We start from the raw sequence: 26,704 nt of genomic DNA, 5'->3' as shown, positions 1-26,704 counted from the left end.
CCCACCCGCCTCACCACAGGCCGACCGCACACCGGACACCAGGCGCCCCACCACCGGACACCACCCCCTCCGGCCGCCCTGCCCGCGACCCCGCCCACAACGCGCCCTACGACGCCGGAATCACCGCCGACACCCGAAAACCCCCCGCATCCGTCGGCCCCGACACAAACACCCCACCCAGCGCCGACACCCGCTCCCTCATCCCCACCAAGCCGTTCCCACCCGACGGCAACCGCGCCGACGACCCGGCCTCCGGCGGCGGCTCGTTCTCCACCTGCATCGCGATCTCCGACACCCGATGCGCCAACCGCACATAAGCCTTCGCCCCCGGCGCATGCTTGTGCACATTCGTCAGCGCCTCCTGCACCACCCGGTACGCCGTCGACTCCACCTCCCCCGCATACGACCGGCCCTCCCCCTCCACCGACAGCGCCACCACCATCCCCGCAGCCGCCGACTGCCCCACCAGCTCATCGATCTCCGACAGACTCGGCCCCTCACCCCCGGCCCGCCGAGCCTCGTCCACCGCCCGCGACGCCGCCGCGGCCGCCGCCGCACCCACCGCCGCCAACGGCACCGACGCCCCCGCACCCCGCCCCGCGCCGTCCCCACCGGACCGCAGCACCCCGAGCATCTCCCGCAACTCCGTCAACGCCTGCCGGCCCATGTCCCCCACCAGCGCGGCATTCTTCACCGCCTTCTCCGGATCCTTCCGCGCCACCGCCTGCAACGCCGCCGCATGCACCACCATCAGACTCACCCGATGCGCGACCACGTCATGCATCTCCCGCGCGATCCGCGTCCGCTCCTCGTTACGCGCCCACTCGGCCCGCTCCTCGGCCCGCTCGGCCAGCAACTGGAGCTCCCGCTCCAGGCTGTCCGCCCGCTCCCGCAGACTCTCCATCAACCGCCGCCGCGCCCCCACGTACAGCCCCAGCAGCACCGGCGGCGCGGTAAGCCCCAACGACGTCGTGACCGACGCGAACGGAACGAACCAGTCCCCCAGCTCCAACTCCCCCCGCGCCATGTCCTGCCGCACCCGCACCACCGTCACGATGAACGTCCCCACCAGCGACATCCCCGCCAGCGACCCGATGATCCGGCGCGGCAACTCCGACGCCGCCAGCGTGTACAGACCCACCAGGCCCATCAGAAAGCCCATCTGGGCCGGCGTGATGGCGATCACCACCAGCACCACGGCGATCGGCCAGTGCCGCCGCACCAGCAGCACCGAACCCGCCAGCAACCCGAACACCACACCCGCGGCCACCGGAATCCCCGCGTCCCGCGCGAACGGAATCCCCTCCAGTCCGCACTCCAGCGCGGACACCACCGCAAGGCCCACATCCAGCACGGCACTGCGCCGCCTGTCCCACCACCACGGCCCTCCCCGGGCCATCACATGGTCTTCTTCCCCCGTCGTGGTCATGGCCCCAGCCTACGGGCGCCCGGTGCCGGTTTTCCGGGGACTTTCCCCGACTGACCCCCACCACATTCCGTGACCGTTCGGATGCGGTACGGCCCGAAATCCCTCGAACTGCCGAACCGCACACCGTTCGACCCCGGAAGCCCGCATTCCACCCGGACGGTATGCAGGTGACACATGCACCAGGCAAATACACCGACTTCGACGGACTGCGGGAACAGGCGGTGGCGCTGCGGCGGGCGGGCTACAGCCTCCGGCAGATCCGCGACGAGCTGAAGATCTACAACAACGACATCCTCAATCAGTTGGTGAAGGGGGAACCACCGCCGGCGTGGACGAAGCGCCCGAAAGCGAAGGACGACCTGCGGGAGAAAGCACGAGAGCTTCGGCTCCAAGGTTGGACGTACGACCAGATCGAGGCGGAGCTGGGCTGTTCCCGTAGCTCGGTGTCGCTATGGGTGCGGGATCTGCCGAAGCCCGAGCCCCGGTACACGCCGGAAGAGCGGCTGGTCCTCATGCGGGAGGGACTGGCACGACGGCGTGAGACGGACAGGGAGGCACACCGGCAGACCAAGCTCGGAGCCCAGCGGGAGATCGGCGAGCTGACGGATCGCGAGCTCTTCATGGCAGGGGTCGCGCTCTACTGGGCCGAGGGCGCGAAGAGTAAACCCTACGACCGCCGGGAACGCGCAGTCTTCGTCAACAGCGACGCAGACGTGATCCGGGTCTACCTCGCGTGGCTGGACCTGCTCGGTGTGGACCGGAGGCGGCTGAACTTCCGGGTCCTCATCCACGAATCCGCGGACGTCGACGCCGCGCACCGATTCTGGGCACAGGTCGCACAGATCGATGCCTCGCTCTTCGCCAGGCCGACGCTCAAGAAACACAACCCCAGGACGGTCCGCAAGAACACCGGTGACGACTACCACGGCTGCCTGGTCGTCGTCGTCGCGAGAAGCGCCGATCTCTACAACCGGATCGAGGGCTGGTGGGACGGAGTAGTGACCCACGCGCAGATGCGGCTCCGGTAAGGTCTGAGGCGCTGTCCCCCGTGGTGTAACTGGCAGCACACTAGATTTTGGATCTAGTAGGACAAGGTTCGAATCCTTGCGGGGGAGCCACAACACGCCAAGACCTCAGTGCGGGCCCTGACCGGCCAAACCCCCGGTCAGGGCCCGCACTCATGTCCCCCCACGACCACCCCGGTATCCTGCGGATGTCCCCTCCCCCTTACAGCCGAAGGGCATCCTCGTGAGCGCCAATCGCCCGGCAGCCGTCGTCGTTCTCGCAGCGGGTGAGGGCACCCGTATGAAGTCGGCCACTCCGAAGGTCCTGCACGACATCTGCGGCCGTTCCCTGGTGGGTCATGTGCTGGCCGCCTCCGGTGAGCTGGAGCCGGAGAACCTGGTCGTCGTCGTGGGGCACGCCCGCGAACAGGTGACCGCGCACCTCGCCGGCATCGCCCCGGAGGCCCGTACCGCGGTGCAGGCGGAGCAGAACGGCACCGGGCACGCGGTGCGGATGGGGCTGGAGGAGCTGGGTGGCTCCGTGGACGGGACCGTGGTCGTGGTCTGTGGTGACACCCCGCTGCTGACCGGTGAGACGCTGCGGCGGCTTTCGGCCACGCACGTGGCCGACGGGAACGCGGTGACGGTGCTGACGGCCGAGGTGCCGGACGCGACGGGGTACGGGCGGATCGTGCGCGACGCGGCCTCGGGTGCGGTGACGGCGATCGTGGAGCACAAGGACGCCTCCGAGGAGCAGCGGGCGATCCGGGAGATCAATTCGGGTGTGTTCGCGTTCGACGGGGCGTTGCTGGCGGGTGCGTTGAAGAGGGTGCGGACGGACAACAGTCAGGGTGAGGAGTATCTGACCGATGTCCTGGGGATTCTGCGTGAGGCGGGGCATCGGGTGGGTGCGTCGGTGGCAGTCGATCACCGGGAGATCGCGGGGATCAACAACCGGGTGCAGTTGTCTCAGGCTCGGCGGATTCTCAATGACCGGCTGCTGACCGCCGCCATGCTCTCGGGGGTCACGGTCGTCGACCCCGCCACGACGTGGGTGGACGTCTCGGTGACGTTCGAGCAGGACGTGGTGGTGCATCCGGGGACGCAGCTGCAGGGTGCGACGCATCTTGCCGAGGGCTGTGAGGTGGGGCCGAACGCGCGGCTGACGGATACGCGGGTGGGGGCCGGGGCGCGGGTGGACAACACGGTGGCGTCGGGTGCCGAGATCGGGCCGGAGGCCACCGTCGGGCCGTATGCGTATCTGCGTCCGGGGACGCGGCTCGGACGCAAGAGCAAGATCGGTACGTACGTGGAGACGAAGAACGCGTCGATCGGTGAGGGGACGAAGGTTCCGCATCTGTCGTATGTGGGGGATGCGACGATCGGCGAGTTCTCGAACATCGGTGCGGCGAGTGTGTTCGTGAATTACGACGGACAGGACAAACATCACACGACGGTCGGGTCGCACTGCAAGACGGGGTCGGACAACATGTTTGTGGCACCTGTCACCGTCGGGGACGGTGCTTACACCGCTGCCGGCTCTGTGATCACGAAGGATGTGCCGCCCGGTTCGTTGGCTGTGGCCCGGGGCCAGCAGCGGAACATCGAGGGCTGGGTGGCTCGTAAGCGTCCGGGGAGTGCTGCCGCGAAGGCCGCGGAGGAGGCTGTCCGGGGGTCGGCCGAGGAGGGTTGACCGGAAAGCGGTGCGCCGTAGTCGTCGTATCGTGATAAGTGCACATCCGCACCCCATCAGGTGAGATGACCTCTCGCGTGTTGTCCGAGAGGTCTCTCGCCTTCGAGCCGCGAGTTTCTGCGACACCTCTGAGGAGATAGTGCTGTGACCGGGATCAAGACGACCGGCCAGAAGAAGATGATGTTCTTCTCCGGCCGGGCCCACCCCGAGCTTGCCGAGGAGGTCGCCCGCCTGCTGGGTGTGGGGGTCGTTCCGACCAAGGCCTTCGACTTCGCCAACGGCGAGATCTATGTGCGGTACGAGGAGTCGGCCCGTGGTGCCGACTGCTTCCTCATCCAGAGCCACACGGCGCCGATCAACAAGTGGATCATGGAGCAGTTGATCATGATCGACGCGTTGAAGCGTGCGTCGGCGAGGTCGATCACTGTCATCGTGCCGTTCTACGGTTACGCGCGGCAGGACAAGAAGCACCGTGGGCGTGAACCGATTTCGGCGCGTCTGATCGCGGATCTGATGAAGACCGCGGGTGCGACCCGGGTGCTGACGGTGGATCTGCACACGGACCAGATCCAGGGTTTCTTCGACGGTCCGGTGGATCACCTGTTCGCGCTGCCGCTGCTGGCGGACTACGTGGGCGCGAAGGTGGACCGGGCGAAGCTGACGGTGGTGTCGCCGGACGCGGGCCGTGTGCGGGTGGCGGACCGTTGGTGCGACCGGCTGGGTGCGCCGCTGGCGATCGTGCACAAGCGGCGGGACAAGGATGTGGCGAACCAGGTCACGGTCCACGAGGTGGTCGGTGAGGTGAAGGGCCGCGTGTGTGTCCTGGTGGACGACATGATCGACACGGGTGGCACGATCTGCGCCGCGGCGGACGCGCTGTTCGCGCACGGCGCGGAGGACGTGATCGTGACGGCGACGCACGGTGTGCTGTCGGGTCCGGCGGCGGACCGGCTGAAGAACTCGCGGGTGAGTGAGTTCGTGTTCACGGACACGCTGCCGACTCCGGGTGAGCTGAGCTCCGATCTGGACAAGATCACGGTGCTGTCGATCGCGCCGACGATCTCGAGTGCGGTGCGTGAGGTGTTCGAGGACGGTTCGGTGACGAGCCTGTTCGACGAGCAGTAAGGGTTCTGCTGCGGGTTCTTCCTGCGTCCCGGCTGATCGTTTTGGGTACGGCCTCCCTGTCCGAGTAGACTGCCCCAGTTGCTCGGCGAGGGAGGCCGTACCGCTCCGTGAGGGGTGCAGTACGGCGGTCCGTAATCGACGCGCTCTTCGTAGCAGGCCGTTCGTGGCCGGGTGACCTTCCCCAAGCTCCACGGAGCGGGGGGTATCCCCAACGGTTTCTGACTTCGAGGAGTGGTGAACATGGCCGATGTGAAGATTCACGCGGAGACGCGGCGTGAGTTCGGCAAGGGCGCGGCGCGTCGCGTCCGTCGCGATGGCAAGGTTCCGGGTGTGGTGTACGAGCACGGTCTCGAGCCGCTGCACCTGACGCTGCCGGGCCACGAGCTGCTGATGGCGCTGCGTACGCCGAACGTGCTGATCGACCTGGTCATCGACGGCGAGGGCAGCCAGCTGGCGATCCCGAAGGCCGTGCAGCGTGACGCGGTCAAGGGCTTCCTGGAGCACGTGGACCTGCTGATGGTGAAGCGGGGCGAGCGGGTCACCGTCGAGATCCACGTGACCGCCGAGGGTGAGCTGGCTCCGGGCGGCAACCTGCTGGAGCACGTCATTCCGACGCTGCCGATCGAGGCCGAGGCGACGAACATTCCGGACGGCGTGACCGTCTCGGTGCAGGGCCTGTCGGCCGGCGCCACGATTCTCGCCAAGGACCTGGTGCTGCCGGCCGGTGCGAAGCTGGCGGTGGACGAGGACACCGTGGTGCTGCAGGTGCTGGCCGCGCAGGCCGAGGAGGCCGTGGAGGGTGAAGAGGGCGAGGCCGCCCAGGCCTGATCCTTCTCGTAGTCTTCCTACGCGTCGGCCGCTGTTCCCGTGCGGGGGCAGCGGCCGACGCGTGTACGGGGACGAGCACGGGACGTGGACGAAGGAGACAGGGACGTGACGACCGATGCGGCGGCTGTCTGGCTGATCGTGGGGCTGGGCAATCCGGGGCCGGAGTACGCCGGGAACCGGCACAACGTGGGGTTCATGGTGGCGGATCTGCTGGCGGAGCGGATCTCGGGCCGGTTCAAGCGGGCCGGGAAGGCACAGGCGCAGGTGGTGGAGGGGCGGATCGGGCCGCCGGGTCCGGCCGGCCGGCGGGTGATTCTGGCGAAGCCGACGTCGTTCATGAATCTGTCGGGCGGGCCGGTGAACGCGCTGCGGGAGTTCTACAAGGTGCCGGTGGCGCAGGTGGTGGCGGTCCATGACGAGCTGGACATCGACTACGGGACGCTGCGGCTGAAGCTGGGGGGCGGGGACAACGGCCACAACGGGCTGAAGTCGATGACGAAGGCGTTCGGTCCGGACTATCACCGGGTGCGGTTCGGGATCGGGCGGCCGCCGGGGCGGATGCAGGTGGCGGACTATGTGCTGCGGGACTTCTCGTCGGCGGAGCGCAAGGAGCTGGACTATTGCGTGGACCGGGCGGCGGACGCGGTGGAGTGTCTGGTGATCGACGGTCTGGAGCGGGCGCAGGGGACGTACAACTCCTGAGTGGGTGCCCGGTTCCTGGGTGCGTACGTCTTTCGAGTGGGTGCGGATTCCGCACGGAGTTGACCGACCGCAAGGGCATGGCCAAAGATCTCGGCCATGCCTTCAGCCGTCTCGTCCTCCCGGGGTTCGTCCGCCGCTCTGCGCTTCGGCCGGTTCGCGGTGATGGGCACGGTCGCCGTGCTGATCCTGATCGCGGGTGTGTGGGCGTCGTGGGGGACGGCGCAGTACGTGATGCTGACGAAGGGGCGGGAGCAGGGCGCGGTCGCGGTGACGTCCTGCGGTGAGCGGACCTGTTCGGGGGCGTACACGCCGGTGTCGCCCGGGTCGCAGCCGCGGGCGGAGGTCGTGCTGGAGCACAACGCGGCCGTGGCGAAGGGGCGGACGTACACCGTCGTCATGAAGCCGGGCGGGACCGAGGCGGTCCGTTCCGGTCCCGCGGGGACTCTCTACGCGTGGGTGCCGCTGGGCGGGGCGCTGATGCTGGCGTCGGTGGTGGTGGCGGGCGGGCTGCTGCGGACGCGGGTGGCGTGGGTGATGGGGTTGTCGGGGGTGGCGCTGGTGACGGCGGCGTTCCTGGTGGTGTGAGGCCGGATCCCTACGGTTCCGGTGCGGAATGGCAGCGCGATGACCAAGGGTGCCCCCGGGCCGGAGTACGGCTCGGGGGCACCCTTTGGCGTGGGCGGCTTCGGGGTCAGCCGGTGTTGCGCAGGCCCGCCGCGACGCCGTTGACGGTGAGGAGGAGAGCTCGGGCGAGCAGCGGGTCGGGCTGGTCGCCGGCGCCGGCGGCTTCGCGCTGGCGCTTGAGCAGGGCGACCTGGAGGTAGGAGATGGGGTCGAGGTAGGCGTCGCGGATGGTGAGGGTCTGCTTGAGGGCCGGTGTGCCGTCCAGGAGTCCGGGCTCGCCGGTGACGCGGAGTACTTCGGCGACGGTGAGTTCGTGCTCGGCCCTGATCGCGTCGAAGACGTGCTTCAGCTCGTCGGGGACGAGGGTGTCGACGTAGTGCTGGGCGATTCTGAGGTCGGTCTTGGCGAGGGTCATCTCGACGTTGGAGATGAAGTTGCGGAAGAAGTGCCACTGCTCGTGCATTTCGTCGAGCACGGTGTCGAGGCCGGTCTCGCGCAGGGCCTTGAGGCCGGAGCCGACGCCGTACCAGCCGGGGACGATCTGGCGGGACTGGGTCCAGCCGAACACCCAGGGGATGGCGCGCAGTCCGTCGAGGCCGGCGCCGGAGTCGGGCCTGCGGGAGGGGCGGGAGCCGAGGTGCAGGTCGGCGAGCTGGTCGACGGGGGTGGAGGCGAAGAAGTAGGCGGGGAGGTCGGGGTCCTCGACGAGTCGGCGGTAGGCGTCGTGGGCGGCGTCGGAGACGACGTCCATGGCGGCGTCCCAGCGGGCCAGGGCCTCGTCGGACTGGCGGGGTGCGGTGTGCAGGGCGGATGCCTGGAGGGTGGCGGCGACGGAGAGTTCGAGGTTCTCCCTGGCCAGGGCGGGGATGAGGTACTTGTCGGAGATGACCTCGCCCTGTTCGGTGACCTTGATCTCGCCTTCGAGGGTGCCCCAGGGCTGGGCGAGGATGGCGTCGTGGGTGGGGCCGCCGCCGCGGCCGACGGTGCCGCCGCGGCCGTGGAAGAGGCGCAGGCGTACGCCGTAGCGGTGGGCGACGTCGCGCAGCCGGCGCTGGGCGCGGTGGATCTCCCACTGGCTGGTGGTGATGCCGCCGAACTTGGAGGAGTCGGAGTAGCCGAGCATGACTTCCTGGACGTCGCCCCTCAGCGCGACCAGGCGCCGGTAGGACGGGTCGGAGAGCATGTCCTCGAGGATGGTGTCGGCGGCCTTCAGTTCGTCCGTCGTCTCCAGCAGCGGGACGATGCCGATCTTCGCCCAGCCGGCGTGCAGGTCGATCAGCCCGGCCTCCCGCGCGAGGACGGTGGCGGCGAAGACGTCGTCGGCGCCCTGGCACATGGAGATGATGTAGGACTCGACGACTTCGGGACCGAAGATCTCCAGGGCCCGCTTGACGGTCTGGAAGACGCCGAGGGTCTTCTCGCCGGCCGCGTCGACGGGGGCGGGGGTGGGGGCGAGGGGCCTGCGCGAGCGGAGTTCCCTGGCGAGGAGCTTGGTGCGGTAGTCGCGGGGCATGTCGGTGTAGCGCCAGGATTCCTCGCCGAGCCGGTCGAACAGCTGGCCGAGGGCGTGGTGGTGGGCGTCGGCGTGTTCGCGCACGTCCATGGTGGCGAGCTGGAGGCCGAAGGCGGCGAGGGTGCGGAGGGTGCGGGCGAGGCGGCCGTCGGCGAAGAGGGCGCCGCGGTGCTCGCGCAGGGAGGTCTGGATGATCCGCAGGTCGGCGAGGAGTTCGCCGGTGCCGAGGTAGTCGCGGCCCCTCTGGTGGGGGGTGTCCTGGGCGAGGCGCTGCTTGGTGTTCTCGAGCTTCTGCCGGATGCAGGTGGCCTTGAGCCGGTAGGGCTCCTCGGCGTTGAGGCGCTTGTAGCGGGGGCTGATCTCGGGGAGGTTGTCGAGGTCGGCCTTCAGGGAGGTGAGGAGGTCGTCGGTGGCGCCGGCGTAGCGGATGGAGTTGGAGAGGAATCCGCGGAGTTCGTCGATCATCTCCAGGGCGTCGTTGATGCCGTGTTCGTGCTGGAGGATGAGGACGTCCCAGGTGACCTGGGGGGTGACGTTGGGGTTGCCGTCGCGGTCGCCGCCGATCCAGGTGCCGAAGGTGAGGGGGCGGGTGTCGTCGGGGAGGGTGACGCCGACGCGTTCGAGTTCGGCGGTGAGGTCCTCGAGGACGTCGCCGACGGCGCCCGCGTGCAGCTCGTCGAGGTAGTAGATGGCGTTACGGGCCTCGTCGGCGGGCTCGGGGCGTACGACGCGCAGTTCGTCGGTCTGCCAGACGAGGTCGATGTTCTCGGCGAGGCGGGTGTCGAGGCGGCGCCGGTCGCTCTCGATGACGGGGGTGTCGAGGAGGGCGGCGATGCGGCGCAGCTTGCCCAGGACGGAGCGGCGGGCGGCCTCGGTGGGGTGTGCGGTGAAGACCGGGCGGACGTTGAGGTGCCGCACGGTTTCGCGCAGGTGCTCGGGGTCGGCGTCCTTGAGGCGGTCGGCGGTGCGGGCGAGTAGTCCGCCTTCGGTGGCGCGGCGGGCGCGCAGCTCACGGCCGCGGTGCACCTGTTCGGTGACGTTCGCCAGGTGGAAGTAGGTGGAGAAGGCGCGGACCAGTTTGGCGGCGGTGTCGAGTTCGGTGCCGCGCAACAGTTCGGCTGCGGCCTCGCCGTCCTCGCGGGTGAGTCGGCGGACCTTTTCGACGAGGTCGAGGAGTTCGGGGCCGTCCTGGCGGACGAGGGTCTCTCCGAGGAGATCACCCAGTCGGCGGATGTCGGCCCGCAGTTCGCTGCTCGTGGTCGCCGTGGACACGGCCTGGTCGTCGGCACTGCTCACAGGTGCGGCTCCTTGCAGTGTGGAAGCTGGTCTGGAGGGTCCGGACGGCGCCTGTGGGCGGCTGGCGCCGCATACGGGCCGGGCATCCGGGAAGTAATTCAGAGCGGACCGCGCTGTCCGACCGATTCCAAGGATAGGTGTCGGCCAGGAGGCGCAGGCTCGTGGGCTCTTGCCGCCGGGCCCCGCCCTGCCATACTTACGATGCCGTAGGTTACGGTCCCGTAGGAAACGCTGCTCGGTTCCGGCAGCCCGGCATCACCCTCGACCCTCATACCCCACAAGGGACACGCATGACCTCACGTCCTGATGTCATCGACGAAGCCTCGAAGAGGCCGCCGCCCTCCGGCACCGGCGCCGATACCGCAGCCGTTCCCTCCGCCACGCTGGGCGGGGAGCGCAAGCGTTCGATCGAGCAGATCGCGCTGCTGGTCTTCATCATCGTTCCGTTCCTGGCCGTGCTGGCGGCGGTGCCACTGGCCTGGGGCTGGGGGGTGAGCTGGCTGGATCTCGGCCTGCTGGTGTTCTTCTACTTCCTGGGCTGCCATGGCATCACCATCGGTTTCCACCGTCATTTCACACATGGTTCGTTCAAGGCGAAGCGGCCGCTCAAGATCGCCCTGGCGGTGGCGGGTTCAATGGCGGTGGAGGGGCCGCTGGTGCGCTGGGTGGCGGACCACCGCAAGCATCACAAGTTCTCGGACGCGGAGGGCGACCCGCATTCGCCGTGGCGGTACGGGGAGTCGTTGCCGGCGCTGATGAAGGGCCTGTGGTGGGCTCATCTCGGCTGGATGTTCGACGAGGAGCAGACTCCGCAGGACAAGTACGCGCCGGATCTGATCAAGGACCGGACGCTGCGGGCGATTTCCCGTCAGTTCGTGCTGTGGGCGGGGGTGTCGCTGGCGCTGCCGGCGCTGATCGGCGGTCTGGTGACGATGTCCTGGTGGGGCGCGTTCACGGGCTTCTTCTGGGGGTCACTCGTTCGGGTGGCGTTGTTGCACCATGTGACGTGGTCGATCAACTCGATCTGCCATGCGGTGGGCAAGCGGCCGTTCAAGTCGCGGGACCGTTCGGGCAACGTGTGGTGGCTGGCGGTGCTGTCCTGCGGCGAGTCCTGGCACAACCTGCACCACGCCGACCCGACGTCCGCGCGGCACGGGGTGGAGCGGGGACAGATCGATTCGAGCGCCCGGCTGATCCGCTGGTTCGAGATGCTGGGCTGGGCGTACGACGCGCGCTGGCCGTCACGCTCGCGTATCGATTCGCGCCGCGACACCGGGGGAGGCGGCTCCCCGCGCGGGCGGGAGAAGGCCGAGGCGGCATGATGGTCGGTGTGGCGACCGACTCCAGCAGCACCTCGAGCAATGACAAGCCGCGGCGCGCCCGCCGCACCCGGATGACCGGCGCGGAGCGCCGTCAGCAGCTGTTGGAGATCGGCCGCACCCTGTTCGCCGAGAAGGGCTTCGAGGGCACGTCGGTGGAGGAGATCGCGGCGAAGGCCGGGGTCTCCAAGCCGGTGGTGTACGAGCACTTCGGCGGCAAGGAGGGCCTGTACGCGGTGGTGGTGGACCGCGAGATGCGGCGTCTGCTGGACATGGTGACGGGTTCACTGACCGCGGGTCATCCGCGGGAGCTGTGCGAGCAGGCGGCGTTCGCGCTGCTGGACTACATCGAGGAGTACACGGACGGGTTCCGCATCCTGGTCCGTGACTCCCCGATCCCCCAGTCGACGGGGTCCTTCGCCTCCCTCATCTCGGACATCGCCACGCAGGTGGAGGACATCCTGGGCCGCGAGTTCAAGAGCCGCGGGTTCGATCCCAAGCTGGCTCCGCTGTACGCGCAGGCGCTGGTCGGGATGGTGGCGCTGACCGGCCAGTGGTGGCTGGACGTCCGCAAGCCGAGGAAGGCGGAGGTGGCCGCGCACCTGGTCAACCTGGCCTGGCACGGCCTGGACGGCCTGGAGCAGAAGCCGCGGCTGATCGGGCACCGGAAGAACTGACCGGAGGAACCGGGCCGGTGGGCCTATGGGCTTATGGGCCGACCGCGTGGCATCACCCGTACAGGACCGACATCGCGCTCAGGTGACCGGTTCCAGGAACTCCAGGCGGTTGCCGACCGGATCCTCGGAGTAGAAACGGCGGTGGCCCGGGAGGTCGTCGTCCCAGGTGACGGGGGCGCCGCCGTCCCGCAGTCGGGCGGCGTACGCCTCGATCCCGGTGACCCCGATGCCGGGATGGGCCTTCTTCGCGGGCCGGAATCCGGTCTCGATGCCCAGGTGCAGCTGGAGGCCGCCGGCCCGGAACCAGCAGCCGCCGCGTGCGGCCAGTGCGGGCGGCTTCGGGATCTCCACCATGCCGAGGACGTCGGCGTAGTACGCGCGCAGCCGCTCCTCGCTGCCGGGCGGCGCGGCGAGCTGGACGTGGTCGAGGCCGGTGATCACCGGGTCTCCTCCCGCTGCGTGCGGGCCACCGCGAAGATCCGGCGGAACGGGAACGGGGTGCCGTGCGGGCCCGCCGGGTAGGCGGCGCGCAGGGCGGTGCGGTACTCGTCGACGAAGGCGTCGCGTGCTTCGGGGTCGTCGGCGAGGGCGGTGAGGACGGGCCGCAGACCGGTGCCCTTGACCCAGTCCAGGACGGGGTCCTCGCCCTGGAGGAGATGGACGTACGTCGTCTCCCACACGTCGGCGGTGCAGCCGAGGCCGGTCAGCCGCTCCAGGTAGGTCTCCGGACGGAGCACGGCGTCGGTGTGCCGCAGGACGCCGTCGAGGCGCCCGGCCCAGCGCGGGGAGCCTGCGAGTTCGCGCAGGAGGACGTGGCTGGGGGCGTCGAAGTTGCCGGGCACCTGGAAGGCGAGGGTGCCACCGGGCTCCAGACCCGCCACCCAGTCCGCGAACCGTTCCGCGTGCCCGGGAATCCACTGCAGGGTGGCGTTGCTGACGATCAGGTCGTACGGCCGGTCGGGCTCGGGCGTCCAGGTGCGGACGTCGGCGCGGGCGAAGTCGATCCGGCCGCCGTCGGGGGTGGGGCCCCGGTGGTCGGTGCGGGCCCGGTCGAGCATCTCGGGCGAGTTGTCGTAGCCGGTGATGCGGGCGGCGGGCCAGCGGCCGGCGAGCAGCGCGGTGACGTTGCCCGCGCCGCAGCCGAGGTCGGCGAGGCGGGGCGGGTCGCCGGGCAGTTCGGGGACACGGGCGAGGAGGTCGAGGAAGGGGCGGGTCCGGTGACCGGCGTGACGCAGGTACTGGACGGGGTCCCAGCGGGGATCGGTGACCGCGGACATGGAGCCTCCTGGAGTCGGCCGACGGGTACCCAGCGTCCCGCCCCCACTAACTCGATGTCAAGAAAGTTGACATCAAGAGACTTCACGTCGACACAACCACTACACTGATCGTCATGGAGGACGAGGTCGATCGGCTGGTCGCAGCATGGCGCCGGGAGCGCCCGGACCTCGACGTGGAACCGCTCGAAGTGCTCAGCCGGGTGAGCAGGCTCGCCCGGCACCTGGACCGGGCCCGCAGACTGGCCTTCGCCGAGCACGGGCTGGAGCCCTGGGAGTTCGACGTCCTGACCGCACTGCGCCGCGCGGGCGCCCCCTACCAGCTCTCGCCGGGGCAGCTCCTCACGCAGACGCTGGTCACCTCGGGCACGATGACCAACCGCATCGACCGCCTGACCAAGAAGGGTCTGGTGGAGCGCCTGCCCGACCCCAGCGACCGGCGCGGGGTGCTGGTCCGCCTCACGGACGAGGGCCGGGACCGCGGCGACCAGGCGCTGGCCGGGCTGCTGGCGCAGGAGCGGGCGATCCTCGCCGAGCTCTCCCGCGCACAGCGTGGCGAACTGGCTGGCCTGCTACGCCAGTTGACTGCCCCGTTCGACAACATCCCCGGTTAGGTCGACCGGCCCGACACCCGCCCTCCGGGCCAGGGCGACGGCGGCGAGGGTGGAGTGCACGCCCAGCTTGCCGAGCACGTTCTGCATGTGCGTACGAACGGTGTGCGGGGACAGGTACAGGCGCTCGGCGACGGCTTTGCGCCCCAGGCCCGCGACCATGCACCGCAGCACCTCCCGCTCGCGCGGGGTCAGGGACTCCACGAGGCGTTCGCTCTCGGTGCGGTGCTTGCGGGCGGCGGTGAGTTCGCGCAGCACGCCGGTGAGCAGGGCGGGCGGCAGATGCGTCTCGTCGCGCAGGACGCCCCGGACGACGGTGAGCAGCCGGCTCAGCGAGCAGTCCTTGGCGACCCAGCCGCCCGCGCCGGCCTGAAGGGCGAGCGCGGCACGGCGCGGGTCGTCCTTCTCGGCGAGCACCACGATCCGTACCCGCGGCTGGACCGAGCGCACCCCGGTGACCAGGGACATCCCGTCGACGATGCCGTCCTCGTCGCCCGCTCGCGCCGGTACGGCGGACGGACCGGACGGCGCTGTGCCGCCCAGGTCGGCGTCGACGAGTAAGACGTCGAACCGCCGCCCCTCGGCGGCCGCCCGCTCCAGGCACCGCAGTGCGGCCGGGCCGCTGCCCGCCGCGGACACCTCGACGTCCGGCTCGGCGGCCAGGGCCGCGGCGAGCGACTCGGCGAAGATGCGATGGTCGTCGACGACCAGCACTCGGATACGTTGCACAAAACCCCCTTCCCCATGCTCTCTGCAGAGCAGGGGACTACCCCGTCGCCGGAAGACGACACCGACACGCGCACGGGTAAGACGCCGGAGCCCTGTCCCGGACCGACGGGACCCGACCGGAACCACCGATTCCGGGGCGAACCGCCCGGAGCCGCCCGGCCGCCGCCGTACGTCACCACCGCCCCGCCCCGGATCGCGTACCCGAGTGTCTCGCCCCCTGAACGGCGCCGGCCCCCACCGGCGCTGTTCATCAGAGTACGGACGAGGGCCGGGAGCGGAAGGCTATTTGCAGAACTGGCGCTCCTGCGCGTTTATGGTGAGCCGCATGTTTCGTCTTGAGACAGAAGTCGACAAGGACCGACGTGATCTGCTCCGCAGGCGGTTGCGGGACGCCAACACGGCGGCGTCCCCGGTGCTGCGCGCCCTGCGCGGAACCCCACGGGAACGCGAGTCGCCTTTGCACGTGTGGGCATCGGACCCGGCCGGTGAGCTGGCGGGCGGCCTGGTCGGCCACACCTGGACGACCTGGCTGCACGTGACGTACCTGTGGGTCGACGAACGCCACCGCGGAGCGGGCCTGGGCACCCTCCTGCTGTCCACGGCGGAACGTATCGCCGCCGAACGGCGCGGCTGCCGCTCCTCCCGCGTGGAGACCTGGGACTTCCAGGCCCCGAAGTTCTACCAGCGGCACGGCTACGAGGTGGTCTGCGTCATCCCGGACTACCCGCCGGGCATCACGGAGTACACGCTGACGAAGCGTCTGGCCTGAGCGCGCCCGCCCCTGCCCCTGCCTACGCCTGCTCCTCCGCCAGCCCCATGTCCTTGGCGCTGTACCTGGGCAGCTCGCTGGTGTCGATCGTCCACTCGCCCAGGTCGGTGGCGACCGTCACCGGCTTTCCGTAGGGAAGGTGCAGCCGGTTCTCGTAGGCGGGCCGTCCCCCGGCCCTGCCGATGCCCCACTGGTAGGTCCAGGTGCCGTCGCGCGGGTCGAGGATCAGGTAGTGCGGGATTCCCATGGCCGGGTAGTCACGGGTCTTGGTCTCGTAGTCGTTCTCGGGGTTCGACGGCGAGACGATTTCGATGGCGACGAGGATCTCGTGGGGATCGAGCGGAACATCGGTCTGCATGGCCTCGCCGGAGCACACGAGAAGGTCCGGAACCCGCAGTTTTCCGAGCGCCTCGTCATCGGTGTCGGTCGCTTCGAACGCGAAATAGCCCTGCGGGAGCTGCATGTCGAACTGCCGGGAGACCAGCTTCGCCGTGAGCTGGTGGCGAGGCCGGGGGCTCATCATCATCACGAGCTGTCCGTCACTGATCTCGGGCCAGGCGAAGCCGGGCGGTGGCGTGATGCGGTCACGGCGGTCCCGCAGGCGCCGGTACAGGGTCTGCTGAGTCATGGGTCCTCCCGCCCTCCAGTATGAGGTCGGCACACCTGTCCTGGCCCTGTCCACGGCCAAGAGGGCCCCGTGCCGCCGTGCGCGAGCCTTCACGAACCCCCTCGCGCCCCCGCCGGGCCGATGCCGACGGCCACCTCGGCCCAGACCGTCAGGCCTCTGCCCGTTCGCAGGCTTCCCCACCGGGAGGCCAACGCATCCGTGATCAGCAAGCCACGGCCATCCTCATGTTCACCCTCCGCTGTCCCGGGCACCACGGCTGCGCCGCTCTCCCCTTCGTCGGTCACGCCGACCGCGGCGGCTTCGGCGGTCAGACCGCACGTGACCGTGATGGTGCGGCTGTCGGTGTGCTCCAGGGCGTTCGCGACCAGCTCCCCGGTGATCAGCTCCAGATCGTCCACGGCTTCCGGCGGCAGGCCCCACGGCTGGACGGTGTCCCGCACATGACGTCGGGCGGCCCGGGCGGAGGCGAGGTCCTGGCCGGGGAACGTGCGCAGGCTGTAGGCCCGGAGGCCGGGCAGGACGAACGCCGGTACGTGATCGGCCACTCCGGGAAGCCGCCCGCGCCGCCGGACTGCGCGGCGCCCAGCGCAAGAGCATCGACGAGGCCGTGAACTACCTGACCGGCAAGGCCGAGCACCTGCGCTACGACACCGCCCTTGAACGCGGCTGGCCGATCGCCACCGGAATCATCGAGGGAGCATGCCGGCACCTGGTCAAAGACCGCCTGGACATCACTGGCGCACGCTGGGGCCTCTCTGGTGCTGAAGCCGTACTCAAGCTGCGTGCCGTCCGCACCAACGGCGACTTCGACACCTACTGGACCTGGCACCAGCAGCAGGAGTTCATCCGCAACCACCAGACGTGCTACCGCGACCAGGTCATACCCGCCGCCTGATCGACTGCACCCTCATTGGATCTGCACCCAACTCGGTTCAGGCCGTCCCGAAGTCTGCGCTGACGGGGATGTTCCGAAGTCGGCAGGATCATGATCCATTGTTTCTGGGGCCGTCCCACCCGTTACCTCCGGTTGAAGGTGGAGGGGCAGGGACCGGTGGTGGGCCCCACTGCTGGGACCGCTGCTGGTTGAAGCGGGTCACCTTTCGCCGGTTGTACTCGTACCAGCTCCTCATCCAGCGGGGGGTCAGGGTCGCGACGACGCCCATGAGGGCTCCTGCCACCAGCAGGGCGATCGCGCCGCCGAGCGCCTCGCGAGCCACCCACGCCAGCACGAGGAAGGCGATGCCGAGGAGGGCGGCGATGATGACCAGCCCCCGCGATCCGTGCGTTTCGTAGGCAGTCATGTTCTGCCGCGCCGAAGCCGCCTCCATCGGAGCGATCTGCCTGCCGGGGACGGGTGGCGTTCCGGCGGAGGGCCGCACCTGACAGCGCGAGCGGGGTACCAAGTGGATCCTGCCCAAGATCCGGCCAACGTGTACGTGAGTGAACCGCTCTGCTGTCCGGCATCCCCTCTGTGCAGGGGGTCGGATGAGGCGAGTCGAAGCCCGAATGGGCGCTTCCCGGACACTGTATGGACCGCCCCGGTACCGTGAATTCGACACCGTCCAAGGAGCCCCGATCGCCATGACCGCACAGCCGGCAGACTTCGGCTCACCCCAGCTCCCGCCCATGCGCACCATTGGCGAGCTTCGCGCGGCCCTCACCATGGGGTACGGCTTCCCCACCGATGCCGACGACTTCGAGGCCGAACTCGCCCGCGAGATCAACCACGCCGATCCTGCCGATCTCAGCGGAGTGGCCCGTCTGGCCGAGGAGTTCCGAGGGCGGGTCATCGCCCGCCAGGACCCCGGCTTCGACTCCGCGGTTGCCGCCGCCGTCGCCGACATTCGATCTGCCCGAGGGACCACTCGGTGAGGGAGAACAGTCTGGAGGGCTGAACCCGGCCCCGTCAGGCCACCCGTCGCGCCCCCGCCGAAGGCACCGCCTCGAAGACGCGGGGGGTCTTGAAGCCGGCCGTCGCGAAGGCCTCCTCCACCGCCTTGGTAATGGTGTCCACGTCCGTCGTCTCGGCCAGGACGATGGCCGAGCCGCCGAAGCCGCCGCCGGTCATGCGGGCGCCGAGGGCACCGGCGGCGACGGCGGTGTCGACGACCAGGTCGAGTTCGGGGCAGGAGACGCGGAAGTCGTCGCGCAGGGAGGCGTGGCCCGCGACGAGGAGGGGGCCGATGGCGCGGGTGTCGCCCGATTCCAGGAGGGCGACGACCCGGTCCACCCGCGCGTCCTCCGTCACCACGTGCCGGACCAGGCGGCGGACCTCCTCCTCGTCGCCCAGCCGCTCCAGCGCCGCGTCGAGTTCGGCGTACGGGATGTCCCGCAGGGCGTCGACGCCCAGGAGCGCGGCGCCCTTCTCGCAGCCGACGCGGCGCTTGCCGTACTCGCCCTCGCTGTGGCTGTGCTTGACCCGGGTGTCGACGACCAGCAGGCGCATGCCCTCGGCGGCCAGGTCGAAGGGGATCTGCCGCTGGGAGAGGTCGCGGGTGTCGAGGAACAGGGCGTGCCCGCTCTCGCAGCAGGCTGACGCCGTCTGGTCCATGATGCCGACGGGGGCGCCGACGTAGACGTTCTCCGCGCGCTGGCACAGGCGGGCCAGCTGCCAGCCGCGCAGGCCCAGTGCGTACAGGTCGTTGAGGGCGAGGGCGACGACGACCTCCAGGGCCGCCGAGGAGGACAGGCCGGCGCCGGCCGGGACCGTCGAGGCGAGGTGGATGTCGGCGCCGGTCACGGCATGGCCGGCCTCGCGCAGGGCCCAGACGACGCCCGCCGGGTAGGCGGTCCAGTTCTTGTCCGCGCCGGGGGTGAGGGAGTCGACCGTGACCTCCACGACGGGGGCGGCCACGTCGGCGGAGTGCAGGCGCAGGACGCCGTCGTCGCGCCGGGAGACCGCCGCGACCGCGGTGTGCGGCAAGGCGAACGGCATGACGAAGCCGTCGTTGTAGTCGGTGTGCTCACCGATGAGGTTGACCCGGCCCGGTGCCGCCCAGACGCCCTGCGGTTCGGCTCCGTACAGCTCCCGGAATCGCTCGCCGACCGCTCCCGCGGCCGCCTCGCCGGCGATGGACTCGCTCATGCCCTGCCCCTGACTCTTCGTCACCCTGTTTTTCCTGCTCCTGCTTGTCCTGCTACTGCTTGCTCTGCCGCTGCTTGCTCTGCCGCTGCTGCCGCCGCTGCGCGAACTCCCACGCGTCCGCGACGATCCCGGCGAGGTCCGGGCGGGACGGCTTCCAGCCCAGCTTCTCGTGGGCCGCGGCGGCCGACGCCACCAGGACCGCCGGATCGCCGCCCCGGCGGGGGGCCACGACCTCGGGGATCGGGTGGCCGGTGACCCGGCGGACCGTCTCGACGACCTCGCGGACCGAGAAGCCGTTGCCGTTGCCGAGGTTGCAGATGAGGTGTTCGCCCCCGGTCGCCGCGGTCAGGGCCAGCAGGTGGGCCTCGGCCAGGTCGGCGACGTGGATGTAGTCGCGGACGCAGGTGCCGTCCGGCGTCGGGTAGTCGTCGCCGTACACGCTGATCGCGTCGCGGCGGCCCTGGGCGACCTGGAGGACGAGCGGGATCAGGTGGGACTCGGGGTCGTGCCGCTCGCCGCAGTGGCCGTAGGCGCCGGCCACGTTGAAGTAGCGCAGGGAGACCGCGCCCAGGCCGTGGGCCGCCGCCTCGCCGGTGATCATGTGGTCGACGGCCAGCTTGGAGGCGCCGTAGGGGTTGGTGGGGCGGGTCGGGGCGGTCTCGACGATCGGGATCTGTTCGGGCTCGCCGTAGGTGGCCGCGGTGGAGGAGAAGACCAGCCGGCGCACGCCCGCCTCGCGCATGGCGCCGAGCAGGGCCATGGTGCCGCCGACGTTGTTGTCCCAGTACTTCTCGGGCTTCAGGACCGACTCGCCGACCTGGGAGAACGCGGCGAAGTGCAGGACGCCGTCGAAGGAGGCGTCGAGCCAGGTGGCGGCGTCCTGGATGTCGCCCTCGACGAAGGAAGCACCGGCCGGGACGGCCTCGCGCACGCCGGTGGAGAGGTTGTCGAGGACGACGACCTCGTGGCCCGCCTCCAGCAGATGCTGGGCGACGACGCTGCCCACATAGCCCGCGCCGCCGGTGACCAAGTACTTCCCGCTCATGAACTCGCTACCTCTCGCAGTCGCTCGGCCGCGCGCTCCGGCGGCACGTCGTTGATGAACACGTTCATGCCGGACTCGGAGCCCGCGAGGAACTTCAGCTTGCCGGATGTACGGCGAATGGTGAAAAGCTCGAGGTGGAGCGCGAAGTCGTCGCGGGTGACCCCGTCGAACTCCTCCAGCGCGCCGAACGGGGCCTGGTGCCAGGCCGCGATGTACGGGGTCGGGGACTCACCCTCGCCGAAGATCCGGTCGAACCGCCGCAACAGTTCCAGATAGACCTGGGGAAACTCCGTGCGTGCCGCCTCGTCGAGCCCGAGCAGGTCGGGCACCCGGCGCTTGGGATACAGGTGGACCTCGTAGGGCCAGTGCGCGGCGTACGGCACGTAGGCGACCCAGTGGTCACTCTCCAGGACGACCCGCTCCCCCGCCCGTTCCTCCGCCAGGACGGTGTCGAACAGGTTTGCCCCGCCGGTCACCTCCTTGTGTGCGGCCACTTGGCGGAGCATCAGGGAGGTGCGGGGGGTGGTGAAGGGGTAGGCGTAGATCTGCCCGTGCGGGTGCTGGAGGGTGACGCCGATCTCGGCCCCCCGGTTCTCGAAGCAGAACACCTGCTCGACGGAGGGCAGATGGGACAGTTCCGACGTCCTGTCCGTCCACGCGTCCAGGACCAGGCGCGCCTGCTCCTCGCCCAGGGAGCCGAAGGAGGCGTGGTGGTCGGAGGTGAAGCAGACGACCTCGCAGCGGCCGGAGTCGCCGGCCAGGGAGGGGAAGCGGTTCTCGAAGACCACGACGTCGTACGAGGAGTCCGGGATCTCGCTGAGCCGGTCGCCCTCGGAGGGGCACAGGGGGCATTCGTCGGCCGGCGGGTGGTAGGTGCGGCCCTGGCGGTGGGAGGCGACGGCCACGGAGTCGCCGAGCAGCGGATCGCGGCGGATCTCGGACGTCGTGACGGTGGCGTCCAGCGGGCGGCGGTCGGCCGCGTCGCGCACGGTGTCGTCACTGAGGTCGTAGTAGATGAGTTCGCGACCGTCGGCCAGTCGGGTCGAGGTCTTCTTCACGCCGGACGCTCCATTCGAGCCGTTCACTGCACGGTCTTCGCTGCACGGTCTTCACAGCACCGTCTTCGCACTGTTCCAACATAACCCAACACACCAAAACACAACTCACCTCAACCGCCCCCCTCACAATCAAACAAAGAGCATCAGCGGAAGTGTTCAATCAGTGAACGCGGAGGCGTAGGTTCCGCGACGTATCGGTTCGCGCAACGAAGCGAGTACTCCATGCAGACCCCCACACATCTGCCTGCACCCTTCACCCTCCACCTCACTCCCCCCACCGGCCTCACCGGGCCCACCCTCTCCACCAGCCCCGCCGGCCCGCTCCACCTCGCCGCCGAGCTGCGGCTCCCCACCAACTGGCTCGACTACCTGATCCTCGTGATCTACTTCATCGTCGTCCTCGGCATCGGCTTCGCGGCCCGCCGGTCCGTGAAAACCAGCCTCGACTTCTTCCTGTCCGGCCGCTCCCTGCCCGCCTGGGTCACCGGTCTGGCCTTCGTCGCCGCCAACCTGGGCGCCACCGAGATCCTGGGCATGGCCGCCAACAGCGCGCAGTACGGCGTCTACACCACGCACTGGTACTGGATCGGCGCCATCCCGGCGATGGTCTTCCTCGGCCTGGTGATGATGCCGTTCTACTACGGCTCCAAGGTCCGCTCGGTCCCCGAGTTCCTGCTGATGCGCTTCGACAAGGCGGCCCACCTGCTCAGCTCGATCCTGTTCGCCTGCGCGGCCATCCTCATCGCCGGCGTCAACCTCTACGCGCTGGCGATCGTGGTCGAGGCGCTGCTGGGCTGGCCGCAGTGGGTGGCCATCGTGGTCGCCGGCTTCTTCGTCCTGGCGTACATCACCCTCGGCGGCCTCTCCTCGGCCATCTACAACGAGGTGCTGCAGTTCTTCGTCATCCTCGCGGCGCTCATCCCGATCACCGTGCTCGGGCTGAGGAGCGTCGGCGGCTGGGACGGGCTGTCCGACTCCCTCACCAAGTCCCACGGCGCCGACTTCATGACCTCCTGGGGCGGCACCGGAATCGGCAGCGCCAACCCGCTCGGCGCCAACTGGCTGACCATCGTCCTCGGCCTCGGCTTCGTCCTGTCCTTCGGCTACTGGACGACCAACTTCGCCGAGGTACAGCGCGCCCTGTCCGCGAAGAACCTCTCCGCGGCCCAGCGCACCCCGCTCATCGCCGCGTACCCGAAGATCTTCATCGTCTTCATCGTGATGATCCCGGGCCTGGTCGCGGCCGTTCTGGTGCCCAACATCGGCACCCCGAAATCGGATCTCCAGTACAACGACGCGATCCCGTACCTCATGTCCCAGCTGCTGCCCAACGGTGTCCTGGGCATCGCGGTGACCGGCCTGCTGGCCGCGTTCATGGCGGGCATGGCGGCCAACATCTCGTCCTTCAACACGGTGTTCACCACCGATATCTGGGCACGGTACGTGGAGAAGGGCCGCGAGGACGGGTACTACGTCCGCTTCGGCCGGCTGATCACCGTGGTCGGGGTCCTGGCGTCGATCGGCACGGCCTTCCTGGCCTCGTCGTTCTCGAACATCATGAGCTACCTCCAGACACTGTTCTCCTTCTTCAACGTGCCGATGTTCGTGGTCTTCATCATCGGCATGTTCTGGAAGCGGGCGTCGATGAAGTCCGGCTTCTGGGGGCTGATCGCCGGCACCACCGCCGCGATGATCAACTACTTCGTCCTCTACAAGCAGGGCATCGTCGGCATCCCCACCGACCAGGGCGCCAACTTCGTCTCCGCGATCGCGGGCTTCGTCGCCGGCGCGGTGGTCATGGTCGCGGTGACGCTGTTCACCGCGCCCAAGCCGGCCGAGGACCTCCAGGGCCTGGTCTACGGCACCACCTCGCCCGGCATGGCCGAGCCGCCCGCCGAGGGCGACGACGCCTGGTACCGCAGGCCGGCGCTGCTCGGCTGGGGTGCGGTGATCCTGGCGGCCGCCTGCTACATCCCGTTCTCGTTCTGACCACGTTCCGACCGGGGAGTTTGAGAGACCATGTCCGAGCACCACTCCGCATCCCCGTCCGGCTCCTCGTCCGGACGCGACTCCTCGCGCCGCTCGGCGCACTATTCGGACAAGGACCTCCAGGAGGAGGTCTCCGAACTGCAGACCAAGTCCACGACCGCCGCCCGTCTCTTCGACATCCGCCGCCTCATCGGCGGCCTGTTCGTGGTGTACGGCGTCATCGTCACGATCGCGGGCATCACCGCGTCCGACGCGGACATCGACAAGGCCCAGGGCGTCAACATCAACCTGTGGACCGGCCTGGGCATGCTGGCCCTGGGCCTGTTCTTCCTCGTCTGGCTGAAGCTGCGGCCCACCGCTCCGCCGACCCCGGACATCACGGACGCCGTACCGGAGGAACAGCGGGGCGACTGAGCACCCGCGCTCGGCGGGACGCGTGTGGAGGCGCGTCCCGCCCCGCGAGCGCCCTCACTCCTCGGGCGACGATGTCCCCCGCACCGGGCCCGCCCGGTCCAGCAGCCCCGTCCGGGCGGCCAGCGCCGCAGCCTCCAGCCGGGAGCCCACGCCGAGTTTCATCAGGACGCGCTGTACATGCGTCCGCGCCGTGGACGGTGCTATGCCCATGCCCGCCGCGATCAGCCGGGTGTCCTCGCCCTCGGCGACCCGGACCAGGACCTCCACCTCCCGCGGGGTCAGCATCCGCAGCAGCCGCTGGCCCTCGTCGTCCGGCTGGACCGCCGGGTTCAGCAGTTCACCGAACGCGCTCTGCAACAGTTGCGGCGCCACCGCGGCCTCCCCCGCCCGCGCCTTCATGATCGCCCGTTCGACGCCCTCGATGCGTTCGTCGTGCCGCACATAGCCGGACGCGCCCGCCGCGAACGCCGCCGCGATCCCGCGGGGGCTGGGCACCGGGCCCAGCACCAGCACCGCCACCTGCGGCCGTTCGCGCTTGATCTTCACCACCGGGTCGAAGATCCCGGGCTCCGCCGGTGCCGCCGTCCCCAGCAGGCACACCTCCGGCGCTCTGCTGATCACCAGATCAGCCGCCCCCGCCACCGGTGCCGCCGCGGCCAGCACCCGGTGCCCCCGCAGCTTCAACGCCGAGGCCAACGCCTCCGCGAGCAGCCGGTGGTCGTCGACCACCATCAACCGCACGCCCATCGATCATCCCCCCAAACCGCGAGCGCACCCCCGTGCGCCGCCTCCCCGTCCGGTCCCGGAAGCTACACGCTTGTTCGACGTCACGCTCCCCCTACCGGCGAGAATCGCCCCGGATCGCCGAAATTCTCGCATTCGTCGGCCATGGGCATCCGATGAACGGTACGCGCACGGCCCCGCCCCTGAACAGGGGCGGGGCCGTGCGAACGGGCCTCACGAGCGGGCCGGGGAACGCACCGGAAGCAGACCGGAGCGGGCCGAAGAACGATCAGCCGGTACCGAAAGCGATCGCCAGGTACTCCTTGCCGCCCGACGACGACTCGCTGGCGTACACGTCCGACATGTACAGGCGGCCCTGCGAGTACAGGATCTCGGAGTACTCGGGCGACATCCGCGTCTCCACGCCCCGCACGGACTCCGTCGCCGGGTTCTCCAGCAGCTTCGTCTCCTTGAAGGAACCGCCGTCGATGCTCACGATCTGCCCGCCCTGGTCGTAGGGCGGACGCTTGTACGCGATGACGCTGCCACCGTCCATTCGCAGCGGGACGATCACGTAGCCGTCGCCCGCGTCGGCGCGCTGGCCGGTCTGCTTGCCGGTGGACAGGTCGAAGGCGACGATCTCGTTGCTCCGGCCGTACTTGCCCGAGCTCTCGCCCTCCTCGGTCGCGATGTACAGGCGGTCGTTGCCGACGGTCACTCCGCTGCAGTGCTCGATTTTCATGATGCCGTCGCAGCGGGCCCCGAACTCCTCGCCGGGCGCGGAGATGCGGGTCCGCAGCTCGCCGCTCTTGTTGTCGATGGAGAAGAAGTCCGAGATGCCGCTGCCGTCACCGGCGGAGTCGCCGACGTCGGCCGCCACGACCAGCGGGTCGGTGGACACCACGGCCGCGTAGTCGATGCCCTCGGACATCTTGTACTCCGAGATCACCTTCCCGTCCTTCGGGTCGATGGTCTGGATGTGCAGCTGCCGCTGGTCGTACGAGCCGCACTTGCGCACCGCGACCATCTTCGGGCCGCCGCCGTACCCGGAGTCGTAGCAGGCGTCGGACGTCTTGGGTGCCCACAGGGGCTTGCCGGACGTGATGTCCCAGGCGGCGCCGCCGCTGGTGCTGCCCGCCGCGACGGTGTTCCCGCTGAGGGTGACGTTGTTGAAGCTGATCTCCTGGGTGCCGGACTTGGCCGTCCCGGACCACAGCTTCTCGCCGGTGGCGAGGTCGAAGGCCGCGACCTGTGTGCAGCTCTGCGGAACGGTCTTGGTCGGCATCGCCGGCTTGTAGATGATCGCCGTCCTGCCGTCCTCGGTGGCGTGGTCGCTGGCCTCGCACACCGGCCCGGGCAGATCGAGCGTCCACAGCTCGCTGCCCTTGGCGGCGTCGTAACCGACGACCTCGGCGACGCCGCTCTTGGCGTACACCTTGTCGGTCAGCCAGGAGCCTGAAGTGACGATGGTCGTGGCGTCCTTCGGGACTTTCGGCGCCGGCACCTGGAAGAGGACCTCGGCGGAGGGGTCGGCCGGGGCCTTCTCGTCGCCGCCGGTGGTCTCACCGCCGCCGGAGCCGCCGCCCTTGGCGTCCTTCGTGCCGCCGCTGTCGCCGGAGTTCGCGGTGTTCTTCTTCTCGTCGTCGCTGGACGAGGAGTACCAGACACCGGCGCTGATGATCAGGGCGATGGCCACGGCCGCGGCGACGATGATCGCCAGCGACGCGTTGACCTTCCGTCCGCCGCCGGGCTGACCGGGCCCGCCGGGCTGCGGCTGCATCGACACGGTCGGGTGCGGATAGCCGTAGGGCTGCTGTCCGTAGGGCTGCTGTCCGTAGGGCTGCTGACCGTACGGCTGCTGGCCGTACGCACCGGGCTGGCCCGGCTGCGGCTGGCCCGGGTAGCCGTAGCCGGCCGGAGGCTGCTGCGGGTAGCCGTACCCGGGCGGCGTCTGCGGACCACCCGGCACCGGAGCGGCCGGCGGCGGGGTCTGCGGGGCCGCCTGGGGCGACTGCTGCGGGGGCTGGGGGGCCTGCGGGTAGCCGTAGCCCGGTTCCGGGGTCTTGCTGAGGTCGGAGTCGCCCGGTGCGGACGGGGGCTGCTGCGGCTGCGAGGGCTGCTGCCGGGCGACCTGCCGCTGGGGGCGGCGGCGCAGCGGGTCCTCGCCCG

General features: G+C 69.8%; 26 protein-coding genes, 1 tRNA gene and 1 pseudogene. 15 read left to right on the top strand and 13 right to left on the bottom strand.

Annotation, left to right across the window (positions count from 1 at the left end; genetic code table 11):
* Positions 1-106: 106 nt before the first annotated feature.
* The gene (locus ACFPZI_RS34225) at positions 107-1,429 is read right to left on the bottom strand and encodes a sensor histidine kinase (protein WP_381371057.1); all 1,323 of its coding nucleotides are present in this window, start codon (positions 1,427-1,429) and stop codon (positions 107-109) included.
* Positions 1,430-1,596: 167 nt separating this feature from the next.
* Here ACFPZI_RS34225 and ACFPZI_RS34220 point away from each other — a divergent pair, with 167 nt between their 5' ends.
* The 7 genes from ACFPZI_RS34220 (at position 1,597) to ACFPZI_RS34190 (ending at position 7,366) form a co-directional block, all read left to right on the top strand.
* On the top strand, positions 1,597-2,457 hold the full coding sequence (locus ACFPZI_RS34220; protein WP_381371056.1) for a hypothetical protein: 861 nt from the start codon (positions 1,597-1,599) through the stop codon (positions 2,455-2,457).
* Between the two features lie 14 nt (positions 2,458-2,471).
* Positions 2,472-2,547, top strand: a tRNA-Gln gene (locus tag ACFPZI_RS34215).
* Positions 2,548-2,677: 130 nt separating this feature from the next.
* Positions 2,678-4,126, top strand: coding sequence for a bifunctional UDP-N-acetylglucosamine diphosphorylase/glucosamine-1-phosphate N-acetyltransferase GlmU (gene glmU, locus ACFPZI_RS34210; protein ID WP_381371055.1), 1,449 nt, complete (start codon positions 2,678-2,680; stop codon positions 4,124-4,126).
* Between the two features lie 144 nt (positions 4,127-4,270).
* Positions 4,271-5,251 carry a ribose-phosphate diphosphokinase gene (locus ACFPZI_RS34205; RefSeq protein WP_381371054.1) on the top strand — a complete coding sequence of 327 codons (981 nt, stop codon included), beginning with the start codon at positions 4,271-4,273 and terminating at the stop codon, positions 5,249-5,251.
* 240 nt (positions 5,252-5,491) lie between these two features.
* A complete protein-coding gene (locus ACFPZI_RS34200) occupies positions 5,492-6,079 on the top strand; it encodes a 50S ribosomal protein L25/general stress protein Ctc (RefSeq protein ID WP_381371053.1) in 588 nt (195 codons plus the stop codon).
* A 105-nt stretch (positions 6,080-6,184) separates the two neighbouring features.
* Positions 6,185-6,781, top strand: coding sequence for an aminoacyl-tRNA hydrolase (gene pth / locus ACFPZI_RS34195; RefSeq protein WP_332428334.1), 597 nt, complete (start codon positions 6,185-6,187; stop codon positions 6,779-6,781).
* Positions 6,782-6,877: 96 nt separating this feature from the next.
* A complete protein-coding gene (locus ACFPZI_RS34190) occupies positions 6,878-7,366 on the top strand; it encodes a hypothetical protein (RefSeq protein ID WP_381371052.1) in 489 nt (162 codons plus the stop codon).
* A gap of 106 nt (positions 7,367-7,472) precedes the next feature.
* Here the strand turns inward: ACFPZI_RS34190 and ppc are convergent, their stop codons facing one another.
* Positions 7,473-10,214 (bottom strand): phosphoenolpyruvate carboxylase, encoded by a 2,742-nt coding sequence (ppc, locus tag ACFPZI_RS34185; RefSeq protein WP_381371051.1) that lies wholly within the window; start codon positions 10,212-10,214, stop codon positions 7,473-7,475.
* Positions 10,215-10,504: 290 nt separating this feature from the next.
* Here ppc and ACFPZI_RS34180 point away from each other — a divergent pair, with 290 nt between their 5' ends.
* Both ACFPZI_RS34180 and ACFPZI_RS34175 read left to right on the top strand, forming a co-directional pair.
* Positions 10,505-11,536 carry an acyl-CoA desaturase gene (locus ACFPZI_RS34180; RefSeq protein WP_381371050.1) on the top strand — a complete coding sequence of 344 codons (1,032 nt, stop codon included), beginning with the start codon at positions 10,505-10,507 and terminating at the stop codon, positions 11,534-11,536.
* Positions 11,533-12,210 (top strand): TetR family transcriptional regulator, encoded by a 678-nt coding sequence (locus tag ACFPZI_RS34175; protein ID WP_381207390.1) that lies wholly within the window; start codon positions 11,533-11,535, stop codon positions 12,208-12,210. Before ACFPZI_RS34180 ends, ACFPZI_RS34175 begins: the two co-directional genes overlap by 4 nt.
* 78 nt (positions 12,211-12,288) lie before the next feature.
* On the opposite strand, the gene ACFPZI_RS34170 is transcribed toward ACFPZI_RS34175, so the two are convergent.
* Both ACFPZI_RS34170 and ACFPZI_RS34165 read right to left on the bottom strand, forming a co-directional pair.
* Positions 12,289-12,651 carry a VOC family protein gene (locus ACFPZI_RS34170; RefSeq protein ID WP_381371049.1) on the bottom strand — a complete coding sequence of 121 codons (363 nt, stop codon included), beginning with the start codon at positions 12,649-12,651 and terminating at the stop codon, positions 12,289-12,291.
* The gene (locus ACFPZI_RS34165) at positions 12,648-13,487 is read right to left on the bottom strand and encodes a trans-aconitate 2-methyltransferase (protein ID WP_381371048.1); all 840 of its coding nucleotides are present in this window, start codon (positions 13,485-13,487) and stop codon (positions 12,648-12,650) included. The genes ACFPZI_RS34170 and ACFPZI_RS34165 overlap by 4 nt, the downstream gene beginning before the upstream one ends.
* A 113-nt stretch (positions 13,488-13,600) precedes the next feature.
* On the opposite strand from ACFPZI_RS34165, the gene tamR reads away from it, so the two are divergent.
* A complete protein-coding gene (gene tamR, locus ACFPZI_RS34160) occupies positions 13,601-14,098 on the top strand; it encodes a MarR family transcriptional regulator TamR (RefSeq protein ID WP_381371047.1) in 498 nt (165 codons plus the stop codon).
* On the opposite strand, the gene ACFPZI_RS34155 is transcribed toward tamR, so the two are convergent.
* Positions 14,057-14,824 carry a response regulator transcription factor gene (locus ACFPZI_RS34155; RefSeq protein ID WP_381371046.1) on the bottom strand — a complete coding sequence of 256 codons (768 nt, stop codon included), beginning with the start codon at positions 14,822-14,824 and terminating at the stop codon, positions 14,057-14,059. The genes tamR and ACFPZI_RS34155 overlap by 42 nt on opposite strands.
* A 313-nt stretch (positions 14,825-15,137) precedes the next feature.
* On the opposite strand from ACFPZI_RS34155, the gene ACFPZI_RS34150 reads away from it, so the two are divergent.
* Positions 15,138-15,593, top strand: a complete 456-nt coding sequence (locus ACFPZI_RS34150) for a GNAT family N-acetyltransferase (protein ID WP_381371045.1) — start codon at positions 15,138-15,140, stop codon at positions 15,591-15,593.
* Positions 15,594-15,615: 22 nt separating this feature from the next.
* Here ACFPZI_RS34150 and ACFPZI_RS34145 read toward each other — a convergent pair whose 3' ends face one another.
* Both ACFPZI_RS34145 and ACFPZI_RS34140 read right to left on the bottom strand, forming a co-directional pair.
* Positions 15,616-16,221, bottom strand: coding sequence for a Uma2 family endonuclease (locus ACFPZI_RS34145; RefSeq protein WP_381371044.1), 606 nt, complete (start codon positions 16,219-16,221; stop codon positions 15,616-15,618).
* Between the two features lie 89 nt (positions 16,222-16,310).
* Complete coding sequence (locus ACFPZI_RS34140) at positions 16,311-16,766, bottom strand: ATP-binding protein (RefSeq protein ID WP_381371043.1); 456 nt, start codon at positions 16,764-16,766, stop codon at positions 16,311-16,313.
* 92 nt (positions 16,767-16,858) lie between these two features.
* Here ACFPZI_RS34140 and ACFPZI_RS34135 point away from each other — a divergent pair.
* Positions 16,859-17,116, top strand: a pseudogene (locus ACFPZI_RS34135) (ISKra4 family transposase); the annotation flags it as partial.
* An 88-nt stretch (positions 17,117-17,204) separates the two neighbouring features.
* On the opposite strand, the gene ACFPZI_RS34130 reads toward ACFPZI_RS34135, so the two are convergent.
* Complete coding sequence (locus tag ACFPZI_RS34130) at positions 17,205-17,522, bottom strand: hypothetical protein (RefSeq protein WP_381371042.1); 318 nt, start codon at positions 17,520-17,522, stop codon at positions 17,205-17,207.
* Between the two features lie 280 nt (positions 17,523-17,802).
* Between ACFPZI_RS34130 and ACFPZI_RS34125 the strand changes: the two genes are divergently transcribed.
* Positions 17,803-18,093 carry a hypothetical protein gene (locus ACFPZI_RS34125; protein ID WP_381371041.1) on the top strand — a complete coding sequence of 97 codons (291 nt, stop codon included), beginning with the start codon at positions 17,803-17,805 and terminating at the stop codon, positions 18,091-18,093.
* Positions 18,094-18,127: 34 nt separating this feature from the next.
* Here ACFPZI_RS34125 and galK read toward each other — a convergent pair whose 3' ends face one another.
* Genes galK through galT form a run of 3 tightly spaced genes read right to left on the bottom strand, consistent with a single transcriptional unit; the run spans position 18,128 to position 21,409 of the window.
* Positions 18,128-19,306 carry a galactokinase gene (gene galK, locus ACFPZI_RS34120; protein WP_381371059.1) on the bottom strand — a complete coding sequence of 393 codons (1,179 nt, stop codon included), beginning with the start codon at positions 19,304-19,306 and terminating at the stop codon, positions 18,128-18,130.
* A gap of 52 nt (positions 19,307-19,358) precedes the next feature.
* Entirely contained in the window at positions 19,359-20,351 is a 993-nt protein-coding gene (galE, locus tag ACFPZI_RS34115; RefSeq protein ID WP_381371040.1) for a UDP-glucose 4-epimerase GalE, read from the bottom strand.
* Positions 20,348-21,409: a galactose-1-phosphate uridylyltransferase gene (gene galT / locus ACFPZI_RS34110; RefSeq protein WP_381371039.1), complete on the bottom strand. Its 1,062-nt coding sequence runs from the start codon at positions 21,407-21,409 to the stop codon at positions 20,348-20,350. Before galT ends, galE begins: the two co-directional genes overlap by 4 nt.
* 222 nt (positions 21,410-21,631) lie before the next feature.
* Between galT and ACFPZI_RS34105 the strand changes: the two genes are divergently transcribed.
* Positions 21,632-23,398, top strand: coding sequence for a sodium:solute symporter family protein (locus ACFPZI_RS34105; protein ID WP_381371038.1), 1,767 nt, complete (start codon positions 21,632-21,634; stop codon positions 23,396-23,398).
* Positions 23,399-23,428: 30 nt separating this feature from the next.
* Complete coding sequence (locus ACFPZI_RS34100) at positions 23,429-23,812, top strand: hypothetical protein (RefSeq protein WP_381371037.1); 384 nt, start codon at positions 23,429-23,431, stop codon at positions 23,810-23,812.
* A gap of 54 nt (positions 23,813-23,866) precedes the next feature.
* Here ACFPZI_RS34100 and ACFPZI_RS34095 read toward each other — a convergent pair whose 3' ends face one another.
* Both ACFPZI_RS34095 and ACFPZI_RS34090 read right to left on the bottom strand, forming a co-directional pair.
* Positions 23,867-24,559, bottom strand: a complete 693-nt coding sequence (locus ACFPZI_RS34095; RefSeq protein ID WP_381371036.1) for a helix-turn-helix transcriptional regulator — start codon at positions 24,557-24,559, stop codon at positions 23,867-23,869.
* A 265-nt stretch (positions 24,560-24,824) separates the two neighbouring features.
* On the bottom strand, positions 24,825-26,690 hold the full coding sequence (locus ACFPZI_RS34090) for an outer membrane protein assembly factor BamB family protein (protein WP_381371058.1): 1,866 nt from the start codon (positions 26,688-26,690) through the stop codon (positions 24,825-24,827).
* Positions 26,691-26,704 lie beyond the last annotated feature (14 nt).

Source organism: Streptomyces chlorus (assembly GCF_042655885.1).
GTDB lineage: Bacteria > Actinomycetota > Actinomycetes > Streptomycetales > Streptomycetaceae > Streptomyces > Streptomyces chlorus.
The sequence above is the reverse complement of the archived record's forward strand: the minus strand, read 5'-3'. Positions and strand labels throughout refer to the sequence as shown.

Bases quoted from the DNA above. Each gene is read 5' to 3' on its own strand.
- galE (WP_381371040.1), bottom strand. From the start codon at position 20,351: ATGAGCGGGAAGTACTTGGTCACCGGCGGCGCGGGCTATGTGGGCAGC.
- ACFPZI_RS34165 (WP_381371048.1), bottom strand. From the start codon at position 13,487: ATGTCCGCGGTCACCGATCCCCGCTGGGACCCCGTCCAGTACCTGCGT.
- ACFPZI_RS34125 (WP_381371041.1), top strand. From the start codon at position 17,803: ATGACCGCACAGCCGGCAGACTTCGGCTCACCCCAGCTCCCGCCCATG.
- ACFPZI_RS34100 (WP_381371037.1), top strand. From the start codon at position 23,429: ATGTCCGAGCACCACTCCGCATCCCCGTCCGGCTCCTCGTCCGGACGC.
- ACFPZI_RS34200 (WP_381371053.1), top strand. From the start codon at position 5,492: ATGGCCGATGTGAAGATTCACGCGGAGACGCGGCGTGAGTTCGGCAAG.
- ACFPZI_RS34095 (WP_381371036.1), bottom strand. From the start codon at position 24,559: ATGGGCGTGCGGTTGATGGTGGTCGACGACCACCGGCTGCTCGCGGAG.
- ACFPZI_RS34150 (WP_381371045.1), top strand. From the start codon at position 15,138: ATGGTGAGCCGCATGTTTCGTCTTGAGACAGAAGTCGACAAGGACCGA.
- ACFPZI_RS34180 (WP_381371050.1), top strand. From the start codon at position 10,505: ATGACCTCACGTCCTGATGTCATCGACGAAGCCTCGAAGAGGCCGCCG.
- ACFPZI_RS34145 (WP_381371044.1), bottom strand. From the start codon at position 16,221: ATGACTCAGCAGACCCTGTACCGGCGCCTGCGGGACCGCCGTGACCGC.
- ACFPZI_RS34225 (WP_381371057.1), bottom strand. From the start codon at position 1,429: ATGACCACGACGGGGGAAGAAGACCATGTGATGGCCCGGGGAGGGCCG.
- ACFPZI_RS34105 (WP_381371038.1), top strand. From the start codon at position 21,632: ATGCAGACCCCCACACATCTGCCTGCACCCTTCACCCTCCACCTCACT.
- ACFPZI_RS34175 (WP_381207390.1), top strand. From the start codon at position 11,533: ATGATGGTCGGTGTGGCGACCGACTCCAGCAGCACCTCGAGCAATGAC.
- ACFPZI_RS34130 (WP_381371042.1), bottom strand. From the start codon at position 17,522: ATGACTGCCTACGAAACGCACGGATCGCGGGGGCTGGTCATCATCGCC.
- tamR (WP_381371047.1), top strand. From the start codon at position 13,601: ATGGAGGACGAGGTCGATCGGCTGGTCGCAGCATGGCGCCGGGAGCGC.
- galK (WP_381371059.1), bottom strand. From the start codon at position 19,306: ATGAGCGAGTCCATCGCCGGCGAGGCGGCCGCGGGAGCGGTCGGCGAG.
- ACFPZI_RS34190 (WP_381371052.1), top strand. From the start codon at position 6,878: ATGCCTTCAGCCGTCTCGTCCTCCCGGGGTTCGTCCGCCGCTCTGCGC.